This is a genomic window from Pseudomonas sp. ChxA (genome assembly GCF_030263855.1).
Lineage (GTDB): Bacteria > Pseudomonadota > Gammaproteobacteria > Pseudomonadales > Pseudomonadaceae > Aquipseudomonas > Aquipseudomonas fluorescens_CB.
Genome location: NZ_JARPMK010000002.1, coordinates 908,659 through 924,693, shown reverse-complemented (window position 1 = coordinate 924,693; position 16,035 = coordinate 908,659). Strand labels below are relative to the sequence as shown.

The 16,035-nt window shown below is 59.5% G+C and carries 14 protein-coding genes; 2 read left to right on the top strand and 12 right to left on the bottom strand.

Annotation, left to right across the window (positions count from 1 at the left end; translation table 11 throughout):
- Positions 1-8: 8 nt before the first annotated feature.
- Positions 9-578 carry a glycerol-3-phosphate 1-O-acyltransferase PlsY gene (plsY, locus tag P5706_RS30030; RefSeq protein ID WP_056857845.1) on the bottom strand — a complete coding sequence of 190 codons (570 nt, stop codon included), beginning with the start codon at positions 576-578 and terminating at the stop codon, positions 9-11.
- Positions 579-650: 72 nt separating this feature from the next.
- On the opposite strand from plsY, the gene folB reads away from it, so the two are divergent.
- Both folB and folK read left to right on the top strand, forming a co-directional pair.
- A complete protein-coding gene (folB, locus tag P5706_RS30025) occupies positions 651-1,004 on the top strand; it encodes a dihydroneopterin aldolase (protein WP_078739419.1) in 354 nt (117 codons plus the stop codon).
- Complete coding sequence (gene folK, locus P5706_RS30020; protein WP_285683913.1) at positions 995-1,513, top strand: 2-amino-4-hydroxy-6-hydroxymethyldihydropteridine diphosphokinase; 519 nt, start codon at positions 995-997, stop codon at positions 1,511-1,513. The genes folB and folK overlap by 10 nt, the downstream gene beginning before the upstream one ends.
- A gap of 237 nt (positions 1,514-1,750) precedes the next feature.
- Here the strand turns inward: folK and P5706_RS30015 are convergent, their stop codons facing one another.
- The 11 genes from P5706_RS30015 to P5706_RS29965 form a co-directional block, all read right to left on the bottom strand.
- Positions 1,751-2,980: a multifunctional CCA addition/repair protein gene (locus P5706_RS30015; protein WP_285683911.1), complete on the bottom strand. Its 1,230-nt coding sequence runs from the start codon at positions 2,978-2,980 to the stop codon at positions 1,751-1,753.
- Positions 2,981-3,043: 63 nt separating this feature from the next.
- Complete coding sequence (locus tag P5706_RS30010; RefSeq protein WP_017138056.1) at positions 3,044-4,609, bottom strand: SpoVR family protein; 1,566 nt, start codon at positions 4,607-4,609, stop codon at positions 3,044-3,046.
- Complete coding sequence (locus P5706_RS30005) at positions 4,606-5,877, bottom strand: YeaH/YhbH family protein (RefSeq protein ID WP_285683907.1); 1,272 nt, start codon at positions 5,875-5,877, stop codon at positions 4,606-4,608. The genes P5706_RS30010 and P5706_RS30005 overlap by 4 nt, the downstream gene beginning before the upstream one ends.
- Positions 5,878-5,990: 113 nt before the next feature.
- Complete coding sequence (locus tag P5706_RS30000; protein ID WP_026013778.1) at positions 5,991-7,913, bottom strand: PrkA family serine protein kinase; 1,923 nt, start codon at positions 7,911-7,913, stop codon at positions 5,991-5,993.
- Positions 7,914-8,198: 285 nt separating this feature from the next.
- Positions 8,199-8,528 carry a thiosulfate sulfurtransferase GlpE gene (glpE, locus tag P5706_RS29995; protein WP_285683903.1) on the bottom strand — a complete coding sequence of 110 codons (330 nt, stop codon included), beginning with the start codon at positions 8,526-8,528 and terminating at the stop codon, positions 8,199-8,201.
- 9 nt (positions 8,529-8,537) lie between these two features.
- On the bottom strand, positions 8,538-9,386 hold the full coding sequence (locus tag P5706_RS29990; RefSeq protein WP_285683901.1) for a symmetrical bis(5'-nucleosyl)-tetraphosphatase: 849 nt from the start codon (positions 9,384-9,386) through the stop codon (positions 8,538-8,540).
- The gene (gene apaG, locus P5706_RS29985; RefSeq protein WP_200430319.1) at positions 9,386-9,766 is read right to left on the bottom strand and encodes a Co2+/Mg2+ efflux facilitator ApaG/CorD; all 381 of its coding nucleotides are present in this window, start codon (positions 9,764-9,766) and stop codon (positions 9,386-9,388) included. Before apaG ends, P5706_RS29990 begins: the two co-directional genes overlap by 1 nt.
- A gap of 231 nt (positions 9,767-9,997) precedes the next feature.
- On the bottom strand, positions 9,998-10,810 hold the full coding sequence (gene rsmA / locus P5706_RS29980; protein ID WP_056857851.1) for a 16S rRNA (adenine(1518)-N(6)/adenine(1519)-N(6))-dimethyltransferase RsmA: 813 nt from the start codon (positions 10,808-10,810) through the stop codon (positions 9,998-10,000).
- Complete coding sequence (gene pdxA / locus P5706_RS29975; protein WP_200430318.1) at positions 10,807-11,796, bottom strand: 4-hydroxythreonine-4-phosphate dehydrogenase PdxA; 990 nt, start codon at positions 11,794-11,796, stop codon at positions 10,807-10,809. The genes rsmA and pdxA overlap by 4 nt, the downstream gene beginning before the upstream one ends.
- Positions 11,793-13,133 carry a peptidylprolyl isomerase gene (locus tag P5706_RS29970; protein ID WP_285683896.1) on the bottom strand — a complete coding sequence of 447 codons (1,341 nt, stop codon included), beginning with the start codon at positions 13,131-13,133 and terminating at the stop codon, positions 11,793-11,795. Before P5706_RS29970 ends, pdxA begins: the two co-directional genes overlap by 4 nt.
- Entirely contained in the window at positions 13,108-15,918 is a 2,811-nt protein-coding gene (locus P5706_RS29965) for an LPS-assembly protein LptD (protein WP_285683895.1), read from the bottom strand. The genes P5706_RS29970 and P5706_RS29965 overlap by 26 nt, the downstream gene beginning before the upstream one ends.
- Between the last annotated feature and the right edge of the window lie 117 nt (positions 15,919-16,035).

The following is a 16,035-nucleotide window of genomic DNA, read 5'->3' as shown; positions in this document are numbered from 1 at the left end:
AACGGTATTTAAAAATGCCGTTCGCGCCCGGCAAACAGGTCGCGTAAATTGCCGCGGTGGCGCCAGACGATCAGCAATGTCAGCACGCTCATCGGCAGCAGCGCCGCCGGTGCTTGCCAGGCCAGCAACGGCAGGGTGAGTGGCGTTGCGATCAGGGCGGCCAGCGAGCTGGTGCGGGTCAGGTAGAACGTCAGCAGCCAGGCCAGCACGGCCAGCAGCGCTGCCGGAGGGTAAACCCCCAGCAGCATGCCGGCCGCGGTGGCGACGCCTTTGCCACCGCGAAAACGGAAGTACAGCGGAAACAGATGGCCCAGGACGGCGCACACGCCCACCCAGGCCTGCTGTTGCAAGGTAAGACCGGCGAAGCTGGCGATCAGTACGGGCAACAAGCCCTTGCAGAGGTCGCCCAGCAGCGTCAGTACGGCGAGTTTCTTGCCGGCCAGGCGCAACATATTGGTGGCGCCGGCATTGCCTGAGCCACTCATTCGCGGGTCGGGATTTCCCGTCAGGCGGCTGAGCAAAATGGCGAAGGACAGCGAGCCGAGCAGGTAGGCGAGAATCGCCAGTAACCAAAACATGCTAACTATTCCGGGCGAGGACGCCCTGATTCTAACGGGGCAATGCGCCCTTGTCGTGCTGCGGAGAAGAGCTTGGACAGAGTGTTTATCGAAGGCCTGGAAGTCGACACCGTGATCGGGGCCTACGACTGGGAGCGCGGCATCAAGCAATGCCTGCGCCTGGACCTGAGCTTTGCCTGGGACAATCGCCCGGCGGCTGCCGGTGACGACCTGACCCTGGCGTTGGACTACGCCAGTGTGTCCACGCGTATCCAGGCCTTTGCCGAGCAATCCCAGTACCAACTGGTGGAAACCTTTGCCGAGCGGCTGGCCGAAGTGCTGATGAGCGAATTCCAGATTCCCTGGCTGCACCTCAAATTGACCAAGCCCGGCGCCGTACCGGCTGCCAAAGGCGTGGGCGTGGAGATCGAGCGCGGATGTCGCTAACTCAGGTTTACCTTGGCCTTGGCAGCAATATCGAGCGCGAGCCGCACCTGCGTGCCGGCTTGGACGCGTTGGCGAGCTTCTTGACCGATGTACGCTGCTCTGCGGTGTTTGAAAGCCAGCCGGTAGGCATCAAGAGCGGGCCATTTTTCAACCTCGTTGTGTCGGCGTATACCGACCTGCCGTTGATGGAGCTGGATCGCCGTTTGAAATTCATCGAAGCCGACAATGGTCGTTATGCCCCGGACCGCAAAGGGCTGCCGTTGGATATCGACGTGCTGCTGTATGGCGACCTGGTGGGGAATTTCGATGGTTTGATCCTGCCGCGCGCCGAGATCCTGAAGAATGCTTTTGTGTTGTGGCCGTTGTCGTTGATGGCGCCGGATCGTGTGCACCCTGAAGCCGACAAGACAATGGCCGAGTTATGGCGCGATGCCCAGATCGACCAGGTGCTGGCGCCAGTTGCGTTTGAATGGCGGGGCCAGCAGTTGACCCCGGCGGATCTCCTGTAAAAGCCGGGTTCGAATGTTGGAGTTGGCTTGCAAACCCTCTGTGGCGAGCGGGCTTGCCCCGCGCTGGGCTGCGAAGCGGCCCTAAAACAGGCACTGAGTTTTATCAGGGAAATTTCAGTGTCTTTACTGGGGCTGCTGCGCTGCCCAACGCGGGGCAAGCCCGCTCGCCACAACAAGCTCCCTGGCCACAACAAGCTCCCTGGCCACAACAAGCTCCCTGGCCAAAAAGAGTAACGACTACAGGTTCTGTTGTTCTTTGTAGGCTTTGAGCACTTTAAGCCGCTCACGCTTGAGCGCCTCGCCCAGCTCGGGGCCTTTGAAACCTTTCTCCAGCAAGGGTGCCACCGGTACTTCGCGAGCGGCCTTGGCTGCGCCGCGTAAATAATCCGCCTGTGGATAACTTCTCTGCTCCAGGCCCTTGCGGCCACGGGCGTCCATTTCGCAACTCACCACAAACTCTTCAAAGCGCTGCGGCCGGCGATACACGTCAAAACTTTGCAGCAGCTCCAGCAAAGTCGAGGCTTTGAGCTCCAGCGCACGGTGACCATGGGTGTGATATTGGCCGACCAGCAGGGCCAGTTCCTGGCAATCCTTCGGCACCTTGAAGCGTTCATTGACCGCCTTGATCAGCTTCAAACCCGTATGTTCGTGGGCAATGTGCTGTGGCAACTTATCCTCAGGCGTCAAACCTTTGCCCAGGTCATGCAGCAGGCAGGCCCAGCGCACGGTCAGCGGTTGCTGATGCAAGGCGGCCTGTTCGAGCACGCTCAAGGTATGAATGCCGGTGTCGATTTCCGGGTGATGGGCTTCGGGTTGTGGCACGCCAAATAGCGCATTCACTTCGGGCATCAGGGTTTTCAGCGCGTCGCAGTCGCGCAGTACCTGAATGAACACCTGGGGGTGATCCTCCATCAGCGCCCTGGAAATCTCTTTCCAGCTGCGCTCCGGGGTCAAGGCTTGCAGTTCTCCGGACTCGCTGAGTTGGCGCATCAGTTCCAGGGTTTGCGGGGCGACGGCAAAACCCAAGTGAGCGTAACGTGCGGCAAAGCGCGCAACACGCAGCACTCGCAGGGGATCTTCGGCGAACGCGGGGGAAACGTGACGCAGAATCCGTGCTTTAAGATCGCTCTGGCCGCCATAAGGATCTGTCAGGTTGCCGTCATCATCTTCGGCCATGGCGTTGATGGTCAGGTCGCGGCGAATCAGGTCTTCTTCCAGCGTGACCTCGGGGCTGGCGTGAAACACAAAGCCGCCATAACCCCGACCGCTCTTGCGTTCGGTGCGGGCGAGGGCGTATTCATCGCCATTCTTTGGGTCCAGGAATACCGGGAAGTCAGCGCCGACTGGCTTATAGCCTTTGGCGAGCATTTCTTCAGTGGTCGCGCCCACAACGACGCGGTCGATATCGGTGACCTTAAGGCCAAGCAGGCGATCACGTACTGCACCGCCGACTGTGTAGATTTTCATGCAAAAGCCTCCATTAGCGGCACAGGATACCGCCTGTGCCTGACCAATGGAGGCTTTGCTGTTTCAGAGGTGTACGACGGCCAGGTCCAGGCGGCCGTAGTCGTTATCGTTGTGGTCGGTGCGTGGCGGCACATGATGGGTTTTCATCACCTGATCGCCTTGCAGGGTTTCCAGATGAATGTCGAAACCCCATAGCCGGTGCAGGTGTTTGAGCACTTCCTCGGTGGATTCGCCCAAAGGTTTGCGGTCGTGCTGTTGGTGACGCAAGGTCAGCGAGCGGTCGCCACGCACATCGATGCTGTAGATCTGCACATTGGGCTCACGGTTGCCCAGGTTGTACTGCGCCGCCAGGGTTTCACGGATGGTGCGGTAGCCAGGCTCATCGTGGATGGCGGGCACCACCAGATCATCCTTGAGGTCGTCATCGAGAATGCTGAACAGTTTGAGGTCGCGAATCACCTGGGGTGACAGGTACTGCAGGATGAAGCTCTCATCCTTGAAGCTGCTCATGGCGAACTTGATGGTCGACAACCAGTCGCTGCCGGCGATTTCCGGGAACCAGCGGCGGTCTTCTTCGGTGGGGTGCTCGCACATGCGCCGAATGTCGCGGTACATGGCAAAGCCCAGCGCGTAGGGGTTGATGCCGCTGTAATACGGGCTGTCAAAGCCCGGCTGGAACACTACGCTGGTGTGGGAGGTGAGGAACTCCATCATGAAGCCGTCGGTGACCAGGCCTTCGTCGTACAGGTCATTCATCAGGGTGTAGTGCCAGAACGTCGCCCAGCCTTCGTTCATCACCTGTGTCTGGCGCTGTGGGTAAAAGTACTGGGCGATCTTGCGCACAATGCGCACGATTTCCCGCTGCCATGGCTCTAGCAGCGGCGCGTGTTTTTCCAGGAAATACAGGATGTTTTCCTGAGGTTCGGCGGGGAAGCGTGCATTGTCCTTGTCGCTGTTTTTACCGGCTTTTTTAGGAATCGTGCGCCACAGGTCGTTGATCTGCTTTTGCAGGTGCTCCTCGCGCTCCTTCTGGCGCAGGCGTTCTTCCTCGGCAGAAATCGGATACGGGCGTTTGTAGCGGTCAACGCCGTAGTTCATCAGCGCGTGGCAGGAGTCGAGCAAGTCCTCTACCGCGTCGATGCCATGGCGCTCCTCGCATTGCATGATGTACTGCTTGGCGAACACCAGGTAATCGATGATCGAACTGGCATCGGTCCAGGTGCGGAACAGGTAGTTACCCTTGAAGAAACTGTTATGCCCGTAGCACGCGTGGGCCACCACCAGCGCCTGCATGCAAATGGTGTTTTCTTCCATCAGGTAGGCAATGCACGGGTCGGAGTTGATCACGATCTCGTAGGCCAGGCCCATTTGGCCACGGGTGTAAGACTTCTCGGTGCTGAGGAAGTGTTTGCCGTAGGACCAATGGTGGTAGCCCAACGGCATGCCGACCGAGGCGTAGGCATCCATCATCTGTTCGGCGGTGATCACTTCGATCTGGTTGGGGTAGGTGTCCAAGGCATAACCCGCCGCGATGCGGCTGATTTCCCGGTCATAGGCCTGGATCAGTTCAAAGGTCCACTCGGAGCCAGTGGAAATGGGTTGGCGCTTATGCTCTTTTTTGGCGGTCATGTCACTAACCTGCGCTGGAAGAGTTCACGGAAGACCGGGTAGATATCGCCGGCCGAGACCAGTTGCTGCTGGGCGAACGTATCGGCAAAGGCTTCACCGATGCGCTCGTATTCAAACCACAGTGCCTGGTGCTCACGAGGGGTAATTTCGACGTAGGTGTAGTACTGCACAAACGGCATGATCTGGTTGATCAGGATGTCGCGGCAGATCGGCGAGTCGTCGTTCCAGTTATCGCCGTCGGAAGCTTGCGCGGCGTAGATATTCCACTCATTGGCAGGGTAGCGCTCGGCCATGATCTCCTGCATCAGCTTCAAGGCGCTGGACACGATGGTGCCGCCGGTTTCCCGCGAATAGAAAAACTCTTCTTCGTCCACTTCCCGGGCGCTGGTGTGATGACGAATGAACACCACGTCGATCTTGTCGTAGTTACGCTTCAGGAACAGGTACAGCAGGATGAAGAAGCGCTTGGCAATGTCCTTGGTGGCCTGGGTCATGGAGCCGGACACGTCCATCAGGCAGAACATTACCGCCTTGGAGCTGGGGTTGGGCTGCTTTACCAGCAGGTTGTATTTGAGGTCGAAGGTGTCGAGGAACGGCACACGGTGAATGCGCGCGCTGAGTTTCTCGATTTCCACCTCGATTTGCTGAATATCGCCGAAGTTATCCGGTTCCTCGCGCTTCAAGCGCGCCAGTTCTTCCTTGGCTTCCTTCAGTTTGGCGCGGCTGCTGCCCGACAGCGCAATACGCCGTGCATGGGCCGAGCGCAGTGTACGAATGATATTGATGCGGGACGGGTTGCCTTCGTTGCTGATCCCCGCGCGCACAGTCTTGAAGGTATCGGTGCCGGTCAGGTTGCGTTTGACCAGGTTGGGCAGTTCCAGGTCTTCGAACATGAACTCGAGGAATTCTTCCTGAGTGATCTGGAACACGAATTCATCCATGCCCTCGCCGGAATTGCCGGCTTTACCCGGGCCTTTGCCGCCGCCACCGCCTTGCGGGCGCTGGATATGCTCGCCGGTGGTGAATTCCTTATTGCCTGGGTGTACGACAGTCTGTTTGCCGCCCCGGCCGTGGTGCAGCACCGGTTCGTCGATGTCGCGTCCGGGAATGCTGATTTGTTCGCCATGCTCCATATCGGTGATGGAGCGGCGGCTGACGGCCTCTTCTACGGCCTTTTTGATGTGGTCACGGTAACGCCGCAGGAAACGCTGACGGTTTACCGTGCTTTTGTTCTTGCCATTGAGGCGTCGGTCGATCACATAGCTCATGGGGAGCCCTCCGGGCAGCTTCACGTTACAAGCTTCAAGCCGCGAGCTGGAAGCTTAGAGACAAGCGGTCGGCCGCCGGGCCAGAAGCCCGGCAGCACACGCCTGTCGCTGCCTTACTGTGATTTACGCACCCGCAGGTACCATTCGGAAAGCAGGCGTACCTGTTTGTCGGTGTAGCCGCGCTCGACCATGCGTGTAACAAAGTCGTTGTGTTTTTGCTGATCCTCTTTGCTGGCCTTGGCATTGAAGCTGATGACCGGCAGCAGGTCCTCGGTGTTGGAGAACATTTTCTTCTCGATGACCACCCGCAGCTTCTCGTAGCTGAGCCAGGTAGGGTTCTTGCCGTTGTTGTTGGCGCGGGCGCGCAGCACGAAGTTGACGATTTCGTTGCGGAAATCCTTCGGATTGCTGATGCCGGCCGGTTTTTCGATCTTCTCCAGTTCCTCGTTGAGGGCTACGCGGTTGAGGATCTCGCCGGTTTCCGGGTCGCGGTATTCCTGGTCCTGAATCCAGAAGTCGGCGTACAGCACGTAGCGGTCGAAGATGTTCTGGCCGTATTCGCTGTAAGACTCCAGGTACGCAGTCTGGATTTCCTTGCCGATAAACTCGATGTAGCGCGGCGCCAGGTATTCCTTGAGGAAACGCAGGTAGCGTTCGCGGGTTTCAGCCTGGAATTGCTCCTGTTCGATCTGCTGTTCCAGCACATAGAGCAGGTGTACCGGGTTGGCGGCGATCTCGTGTGGGTCGAAGTTGAAGACTTTGGAGAGGATCTTGAACGCAAAGCGTGTCGACAGGCCGTTCATGCCCTCGTCCACACCCGCCGTATCGCGGTACTCCTGGATCGACTTGGCTTTCGGGTCGGTATCCTTGAGGTTTTCGCCGTCGTACACGCGCATCTTCGAGTAGATGTTCGAGTTTTCCGGCTCCTTGAGGCGTGAGAGCACGGTGAATTGCGCAAGCATCTTCAGGGTGTCAGGCGCGCAATGCGCCTTGGCCAGGGAGCTGTTGAACAGCAGCTTGTCGTAAATCTTGATTTCATCGCTGACCCGCAGGCAGTACGGCACCTTGACGATGTAGATCCGGTCGATGAAAGCTTCGTTGTTCTTGTTGTTGCGGAAGGTATGCCATTCCGATTCGTTGGAGTGGGCCAGCAGGATCCCGGTAAATGGAATCGCGCCCAGGCCTTCGGTACTGTTGTAGTTGCCTTCCTGGGTGGCGGTAAGCAGTGGGTGCAGCACCTTGATCGGCGCCTTGAACATCTCCACGAACTCCATCAGGCCCTGGTTGGCCCGGCACAGTGCGCCCGAGTAGCTGTAGGCGTCGGCGTCGTTCTGTGGGAATTCCTCGAGTTTGCGGATATCGACCTTGCCCACCAGCGCCGAGATGTCCTGGTTGTTCTCGTCGCCGGGCTCGGTCTTGGCCACGCCGATCTGGTTGAGAATCGATGGGTAGAGTTTCACCACGCGGAACTGGCTGATGTCGCCGCCAAACTCCGACAGGCGCTTGGTGGCCCATGGCGACATGATGGTATTCAGGTAGCGGCGTGGGATGCCGAAGTCTTCTTCGAGGATCGCGCCATCTTCCGTGGCGTTGAACAACCCCAAAGGCGACTCGAACACCGGCGAACCCTTGATCGCGTAGAAGGGCACCTTCTCGATCAGTTGTTTGAGTTTTTCCGCCAGGGACGACTTGCCGCCGCCGACCGGGCCGAGCAGGTAGAGGATTTGTTTCTTCTCTTCCAGGCCTTGGGCGGCATGCCGGAAGTAGGAGACGATCTGGTCGATGCATTCTTCCATGCCATGGAAGTCTTCAAAGGCCGGGTAGCGGCGGATCACCTTGTTGGAGAATATTCGCGACAGGCGCGAATTATTCGAGGTGTCCACCAGCTCCGGCTCACCAATTGCCAACAGCAGGCGTTCGGCGGCAGATGCGTAGGTGCTGCGGTCCTTTTTGCACAGCTCGAGATACTCCTGCAGGGTGAGTTCTTCCTGCTGGGTGGACTCGAAGCGTTGTTGGAAGTGGCTAAAGATACTCATGACGTCGTCACCTCGCTCGATACGTGGAGCCGACGCCGGATCAATCAGTCGATGCTGGCAGCCATTGGCGATCGCCACTGGCTGTTTTCCCCCCAGAACACCCTGAAACGCTACCGATGACCCGCACGCCGGTGTACCGGCTCTCCCCTGATTCGGATGGCCTGCGCTTAAGGATAGTTCGGAATCCGGGAGGTCAAGGCGCGATGCGCAATTAGTTTGGCTGCGCCGTTCGTCAGAAACGGCGCAAGCCCAAGCGTCACGCGGGGTGGCGGGGTGTGAAAAAAATTATTGCGAATTGTCGGAGGCGATTTCTGCAGGATAGGTCGTACGCCACAGCTCGAAGCCACCGTCCAGGCTATAGACGTCGGAGAAGCCCTGGCTGATCAGATAGGCCGCTGCGCTCTGGCTGGAGTTGCCGTGGTAGCAGGCTACGATCACCGGCGCGTCGAGGTCGGCCGCGCGGATGAAGTCTTGGATGTTGTGGTTGTCCAGATGCTGCGCGCCGCTGATGTGGCCTGCTGCATAGGTCGGCTGGTCGCGGATGTCGACCACAACGGCGCCTTGCTCGCGCAGGACCTGGGCTTGTTGGGGAGGGATGCGTTTGAATTCGCTCATGGCGGGCTCCTAGGGCTTGGCGCCCGACAGTATTACAGAAGGGGGAGGTTCGCACTGGCAGCTCAGCCGCTCGCCGGTGTCGATGTTCATCAAGGTCATGCTGCCACCCCACACACAGCCGGTGTCGAGGGCGAATACGCCGGGTTCGTTGCACTGGCCTTCAAGGGCGGCCCAGTGGCCGAAGACGATCTTGGTGTCGCGGGTCTTGCGTTCTTTATGCGCGAACCAGGCTTTGTAGCCCGGCAGCGCGGCGTCGGCGCCTTCCTTGCTCTTGAGGTCCAACTTGCCTTCGGCGGTACAGAAGCGCATGCGTGTGAAGTAGTTGGTGATCACCCGCAGGCGGGCCACGCCGGTGAGGTCGTTGTCCCACTTGACCGGCTCGTTGCCGTACATGCCATCCAGATAAGCCGTGTAGAGGTTGTCATCGGCCAGGGCGCTTTCGACTTCGGCGGCGCACTTGAGGGCTTTTTTCAGCGTCCATTGGGGCGGGATGCCGGCGTGCACCAAGGCCATGTTGCGGTCTTCGTCGTAATGCATGAGCTTTTGGCGGCGCAGCCAGTCCAGGAGCTCGGTACGGTCCGGAGCTTCAAGAATCTCGCGCAGGGTGTCGCCCTTTTTCAGGCGCTCGATGTTATTGCCGGCCGCCAGCAGGTGCAGGTCATGGTTGCCCAGCACGCACACCAACGAGTCACGCATCTTATAAAGAAAGCGCAGGGTCTGCAGGGACTCGGGGCCGCGATTGACCAGGTCACCGACCAGCCACAGGCAGTCACTCGCCGGGTTGAAGGCTACGCGCTCCAGCAGGCACTTTAGGGGTTCCAGGCAGCCTTGCAGGTCACCGACCGCGTACGTCGTCATCAGTGCAGGGCCCCGGGCACTGCCAGGCGAAACGGCGCGATGATGGCGTCGAACAGTTTTCCGTCGGTGGCTTTCATCTGATACGAGCCCTGCATGGTGCCGACTTTGGAGGTCATCACCGTGCCGCTGCTGTAGGTGTGGCTGGCGCCGATGTCGATCAACGGCTGCTGGCCAACCACGCCGGCACCGCGCACTTCCTCGACCTGGCCGTCACCGTCGGTGATCACCCAGTGGCGCGACAGCAGCGTGGCCGGCACTTGCCCGTTGTTCTTCACCGTGATGGTGTAGGCAAAGGCGAAACGGTTGTCTTCGGGGTGTGATTGGTCCGCGAGGAAGCGGGTGACGACGCTGACGTCGATCTGGTAGCGAGGATCGGACATGCAAGAGGCCTTAAGAGCAAAAGCGGAGGACAGCAGATGCGGATCAGTCTAGGCCATGAGCGGGGCACTAGGCCAGACATGTGTCGGGCGGCCGGCAAGCGTTATCGGTATAACGCGCAGCAATTGTGGGAGCGGGCTTGCTCGCGAAGGCAGTGTGTCAGTCACTGAATGTGTAACTGATGCACCGCCATCGCGGGCAAGCCCGCTCCCACATGGGTCTCGAGTTGCAGCTTATTCCACGGTCGGTGCAGGCTGGATCGCAAGCTGATCAGCCAGGCGCACAAACGCGGCCAGGTCCAGTTGCTCAGGGCGCAGGCCACCGTCGACACCGGCAGCTTCGATCTCGGCGTTGCTCAGCAGTGCCTTGAGCGTGTTGCGCAGGGTCTTGCGGCGCTGGTTGAACGCTTCACGTACCACTCGCTCCAGCAACTTGTGGTCCTTGGCCGGGTGCGGCAGCACCGCGTGCGGCACCAGGCGCACGATGGCCGAGTCGACCTTCGGCGGCGGGTTGAAGGCGCCAGGGCCGACGTTGAACAGGTGCTCTACGCGGCAATGGTACTGAACCATGATCGACAGGCGGCCCCAATCACCACCGCCTGGGCCTGCGGCCAAACGCTCAACCACTTCTTTTTGCAGCATGAAGTGCATGTCGCGGATGATCCCGGCATTGTTGAGCAGGTGAAAAATCAGCGGCGTAGAAATGTTGTACGGCAGGTTGCCGACCACCCGCAGGCTGTTGGGCGCGGCGTTGAGGCTGTTGAAGTCGAACTTCAGAGCGTCGCCCTGGTGCAGGTTGAAGTTGGGCATGCCGGCGAATTGCTGGTTGAGGATCGGGATCAGGTCCTTGTCCAGTTCAACCACGTCCAACTGGCCGCCACTGTTAAGCAGGCCCTGGGTCAATGCGCCCTGGCCCGGGCCGATTTCCAGCAGGCGGTCTTCGGGCTTGGCATGGATGGAGCGCAGGATACGGTCGATCACGCCAGCGTCGTGCAGGAAGTTTTGCCCGAAGCGCTTGCGCGCCCGGTGTTGGTAATGCTCAGTCATATACGGGTCTCGGCCATCTGATAGGCGGTTTCCAGGGCCACGTGCAGGCTGCCGGTATCGATCTTGCCGCTGCCCGCCAGGTCCAGGGCAGTGCCATGGTCGACGGAGGTGCGGATGATCGGCAGGCCCAGTGTCACGTTGACTGCGGCGCCGAAGCCTTTGTACTTCAGCACGGGCAGCCCCTGGTCGTGGTACATCGCCAGCACTGCGTCGCAGTGCTCCAGATATTTGGGGGTAAACAGAGTGTCTGCAGGCAATGGGCCACGCAGGTCCATGCCTTCTTGGCGCAGGCGCTCTAATGTCGGTTCAATGATGTCGATTTCTTCATGGCCCAAATGGCCGCCTTCACCGGCGTGCGGGTTGAGCCCACAGACCAGGATGCGCGGTTGGGCAATGCCGAATTTGTGTTGCAGGTCTGCGTGCAGGATACGTGTGACGCGCTCTACACGCTCGGCAGTGATGGCGTCGGCGATATCACGCAACGGCAGGTGCGTGGTCACCAGCGCTACCCGCAGGCCGCGAGTGGCCAGCATCATCACCACTTGTTCGGTATGGGTCAGCTCGGCGAGGAATTCGGTATGGCCGGAAAAGGCAATGCCGGATTCGTTGATCACGCCCTTGTGCACCGGAGCGGTGATCATGCCGGCGAAGTCGCCGTCGATGCAGCCTTGGCCGGCGCGTGTCAGGGTTTCCAGCACAAACGCCGCATTGGCCTTGTCCAGTTGCCCGGCAACCACCTTGGCCGCGAGCGGGGTGTGCCACACATACAGGCTGCCAGCGGGTGCGGGCAAGTCGGGCCAGTTGCCTGGCGCCACGTCCAGCAAAGTGACAGCCACACCCAGCTGCGCGGCTCGCTCAAGGAGCAGGTCGCGGCTGGTAATGGCAATCAGGGGGTGTGGCTGAGGGTGCGAGGCGAGCAGCAGGCACAGGTCTGGACCAATGCCGGCCGGCTCGCCGGGTGTTACCGCGAAACGCTGGGGTTTCACTGTGCTGCCTGGTCGGTGCCTGTTTGCTCGGCGCCTGGCAGCTTGTTCTCTACGTAGGCTTCGTCACGGATCTGACGCAACCAGGTTTGCAGCTCTTCGTCGTACTTGCGGTTACGCAGTACGGTGAGGGCTTGTTGCTCGCGAGCCTGGGTGGTGTTGTCGGTGGCGCGACGGCCAAGGACTTCCAGGACATGCCAGCCATATTGAGTGCGGAACGGCTTGGACAGAACGCCTTGCGGAGTTTTGGCCATCACATCCTGGAACTCTGGCACCAGACCTTTCGGATCAATCCAGTTGAGGTCGCCGCCGTTGAGGGCCGAACCCGGGTCTTCCGAGAAGCTCTTGGCCAGGGTGGCGAAGTCTTCACCGCCTTCGATGCGGTCATAGATCTTCTGGGCCAGTTCCTTGGTTTGCGCCTCGGTACGGATTTCGCTTGGTTTGACCAGGATGTGACGAACATGCACTTCGTCTTTCAGCGAGGTCTCGCCGCCGCGTTTGCCGAGCAACTTGAGGATAATGAAGCCGCCCGGCGTGCGGGCCGGTTCGGTGATGTCACCCACGCTCATGGCGCTCAGCTCGCGGTCGAACGGAGGTGGCAGTTGCGCAGCTTTACGCCAGCCCATGTCACCGCCATCCAGGGCGTTATCGCTGCCGGACATGGCAATGGCCGTTTGGGCAAAGTCAGCACCGGCTTTCAGGCGATCATAGATAGCCTTGGTTTTCGCCGCTGCCGCGTTGAGCTGCTCGGAGCTGGCGCTGTCCGGGGTTGGAACCAGGATGTTGGCCAGGTGCAGTTCTTCGGAGAGCTGCATCTTGCCCAGGTCCGAGGCCAGGAAGTTCTTCACTTCCTGTTCAGATACCTGAACCCGCTCCGCTACACGGCGCTGACGCACACGGCTGATGATCATTTCACGCTTGATCTGGTCACGGGCGTCGTCATAGGACAAGCCATCGTGGGCCAGGGCAGCCTTGAACTGGTCAATGCTCATGTTGTTACGCTGAGCGATGGTGCCGACGGCCTGGTTCAGTTCTTCGTCCGAAATACGGATGCCGGAGCGCTCGCCGATCTGCAACTGCAGGTTTTCGACGATCAGGCGCTCCAGTACCTGTGGGTCCAGTACGCTGGTAGGCGGTACGCCACCGCCACGCTTGGCGATGGTTTGCTGAACTTCCTTGACCCGTTGGTCGAGTTGGCTCTGCATGATCACGTCGTTATCGACGATGGCCACTACCTTGTCTAGCTGTTGAACCGCAGCGTGTGCCGATGCGGCCCCCAGGAACAGCGCGCCCAGCACTAGCGGGCGCAAGCAATCAGAAAGCTTGGTCTTCACGTTCACGATAACCTTCAATGCCTTTGTCGAGGAAGCTCTCTACCTTGGCGCCGGTCAGGCCGCCGAGTCCTTTGAGGACGATCTGGAAGAAGAGCCCGTGGTCACCCTTTTCGTTAAGCGGGGCGATCTGGCTGTATTCGTCGTTGGAAACCCAGTAACGGTTGATGACGCGCAGTTTCCAGCAGCAGTTGTCGTACTCGAAACCACCAAAGGCTTCCAGGGTACGGTTGCGGGCATAGTCATACTGCCAGCGGGTGATCAGGTTCCACTGCGGAATGATCGGCCACATCATCGAGAAGTCGTGTTGCTGGATTTTGTAGTAATCCTTCACGAAGTTCGGATCACCTGGTTGCCCGTAGTCACCACCGAACTGCCATTTACCGGTCAGCTGGTTGTAGACCACTTGGTCGTTACGATAGCGATAGCCGACGTTGATGATCTTGTTCGGGTTGTCTTCCGGCTGGTAGTGAAGCATCGCGCTGCCGGAACGAGGGCTGTGGCTTTCAGTGTCCCAGTTGTAGTCTGCAGTAGCGCGCCAGTCGCGGTTGTAACGGTATTCGTATTCAAGGGCGACAGGCGAAACGTTGGATTGTGCATCGGCGCGGTCGGACGCAAGAATACCCGGCAATTGAACCTGGCGATCTTTGAAGTACACCGCCTGGCCGACGGAAACGCGCTGACGCTCGAAACCGTTGTCTTCAATCCAGCGGCTGGTCACGCCCAGGGACAGCTTGTTCTCATCGCCAATCCGGTCGGTGCCGCTGAACCGGTTATCGCGGAACAGCGAAGAGTAGCTGAACGAGTATTCACTGGTGTCGAATACCGGGATATCGCTCTGGTCCTTGTTAGGCACATAGAGATAGTAGGCACGCGGCTCGAGAGTCTGGCGGTAATCCTTGCCGAACCAGTTGGTATTGCGGTCGAAATACAGGCCGCTGTCGATACTGGCGATTGGGATTGCGCGGTCTTGGGAGCTCTTGAAGTCGCCACCAGCATAGGGATTAGCCGCAGTCGCTGCCGCTTGTTGCGCGATGATCTCGTTCTTACCAATGCTGTCCAAATCAAGATCGTACTTGGTGTACACATACTTGAGCTTCGGCGTAATAAAGCCGTAGGTCCAGTTCATCGGGTAGTCAACAGCCGGCGCGACGTTCAGGCGAGTACCGTTTGCACGGGTCAGGCCCGTAACAAACGTGTCGAGGCGAGGCGTAACCAGATTGTTCTCATCGGTAAAGTTGCCATTTTCCAGATCACGATCAAACCGAACTGCTTCGGTTTCATAGGTGAAGTTCACACCACCTGGATGGTACGGCAGCATCCCGTTGAAGGTGATCTGCGGCAACCGGTTATAGGGGGTAATCTGGGAAATCGTCGCGAGCTGGTAAGCCTGCAGGTTCAGGCGCGCCTGATAGGAGTCGCCGCGGTAAGTGACGGCGCCCTGCTGGTTGACGAAATCTCGAGGCTGGATGCCTTCCTGATAAGTCTTGAGGTCCTGGAAGAAGTAAGGGTCGCTGATGTTGGTGTAGTCGACCTGGGTCGATACACGCGAATCCAGCCCACCTTTGTGCTGCCAGTTGAGCATGTAACGGGTTTTTTCGTAATCAGTTTGATTCTTGCGCTCGTCGCTGTCGTCGTTCAGGTACGCGCCGCCGAACTGACCTTCGCTGGACTTGGTGAGGTAGCGGAATTCGCCTTCCACCATCATGCCGCGCTTGGTCATGTATTGCGGGTACAACGTGGCGTCGTAGTTTGGCGCCAGGTTGAAGTAGTACGGCGTGACCAGTGTGAAGCCGGTTTCGCTGCCGGTGCTGAAGCTCGGCGGCAGGAAGCCGGATTGACGACGGTCGTCGATCGGGAAGTAGATGTACGGGGTGTAGAGGATCGGGATGTTCTTGATCCGCAACGTCGCGTTGGTGGCCGTACCGAAACCGGTGGCCGGGTTCAACGTGATGTTGTTGCCCTTGAGCTGCCAGGCGTTGCTGTCCGGCTCGCAGGTGGTGTACGTACCGTCCTTGAGACGGATGATCGCGTTTTCGGCACGCTTGGCGTACAGCGCGTTACCGCGAATGCGCGACTTGTGCAGCACGTACTCGGCATTGTCGATCTGGGCCGCGCCGGTATCGAGCTGGACCTCGGCGTGGTCGCCGACGATCAGGGCACCGTTGTCGCGCAGACGCACGTCGCCGTTCAGCTCGCCACGGTTCTCGGCCTGGTACAGGTTGGCTTCCTGAGCCTCCAGCTGCATGCTGCCTTGGCGCATGACGACGTCACCGGCCAGGGTCGCAACTTGCTGTTCCTGCTCGTAACGAGACACCTTGGCACCGATGAAGGTCGGCGAATCGCTTTTGTCCGTCTTGTCGTTCATGCCAGGACGGGTCGGCTCGATGTACGCGCCGGAGCAATACGGGCCGGTCTCAGCCAGTTGGGCTGCGGTCAGCTTATCGCGAGGCACCCAGTCCAGGTGGCTGTAGTCGGCGCTGCGCGAACGCAGGCCACGGCCCTTGGACTCGGTGACCAGGGTGGTCTTCGGCTCGGCCGCAGCCGTGCCGCCAGCATCGGCTTGCGCCGTGCTGCCAGCGGCGCTGACGGCTGCGCCGTCGTGCACCGGGCGCGGTGGTAATGGGGCTGCGGCGGTTTTTGGCGCGCAATCCCAGGCACCCGAAGCAGAGACTGAGCAGTCATACTGTTCCGCGGCGACCACGAATGAGGTGGCGAAAGGTTGCATGGCCAGCAGACTGCCGGTTACCAGCAACGGAAATTTTCTACGAAACGCGGGGGATTTCAATGCCATCTTATTAGTCCGGGCTTCCTGCGTGCCATCTGCCCGCGGTTTGGGCCGCACGCCTCTCGATGGTCTGAAAAAGATGCGTGATAATAAAGCATGACCCGCTTGACGGCTAGCGCCGTC

Coding starts and splice junctions, on each gene's coding strand:
- plsY (WP_056857845.1), bottom strand. CDS start 578: ATGTTTTGGTTACTGGCGATTCTCGCCTACCTGCTCGGCTCGCTGTCC.
- folK (WP_285683913.1), top strand. CDS start 995: ATGTCGCTAACTCAGGTTTACCTTGGCCTTGGCAGCAATATCGAGCGC.
- P5706_RS30015 (WP_285683911.1), bottom strand. CDS start 2,980: ATGAAAATCTACACAGTCGGCGGTGCAGTACGTGATCGCCTGCTTGGC.
- P5706_RS30010 (WP_017138056.1), bottom strand. CDS start 4,609: ATGACCGCCAAAAAAGAGCATAAGCGCCAACCCATTTCCACTGGCTCC.
- P5706_RS30005 (WP_285683907.1), bottom strand. CDS start 5,877: ATGAGCTATGTGATCGACCGACGCCTCAATGGCAAGAACAAAAGCACG.
- P5706_RS30000 (WP_026013778.1), bottom strand. CDS start 7,913: ATGAGTATCTTTAGCCACTTCCAACAACGCTTCGAGTCCACCCAGCAG.
- glpE (WP_285683903.1), bottom strand. CDS start 8,528: ATGAGCGAATTCAAACGCATCCCTCCCCAACAAGCCCAGGTCCTGCGC.
- P5706_RS29990 (WP_285683901.1), bottom strand. CDS start 9,386: ATGACGACGTACGCGGTCGGTGACCTGCAAGGCTGCCTGGAACCCCTA.
- apaG (WP_200430319.1), bottom strand. CDS start 9,766: ATGTCCGATCCTCGCTACCAGATCGACGTCAGCGTCGTCACCCGCTTC.
- rsmA (WP_056857851.1), bottom strand. CDS start 10,810: ATGACTGAGCATTACCAACACCGGGCGCGCAAGCGCTTCGGGCAAAAC.
- P5706_RS29965 (WP_285683895.1), bottom strand. CDS start 15,918: ATGGCATTGAAATCCCCCGCGTTTCGTAGAAAATTTCCGTTGCTGGTA.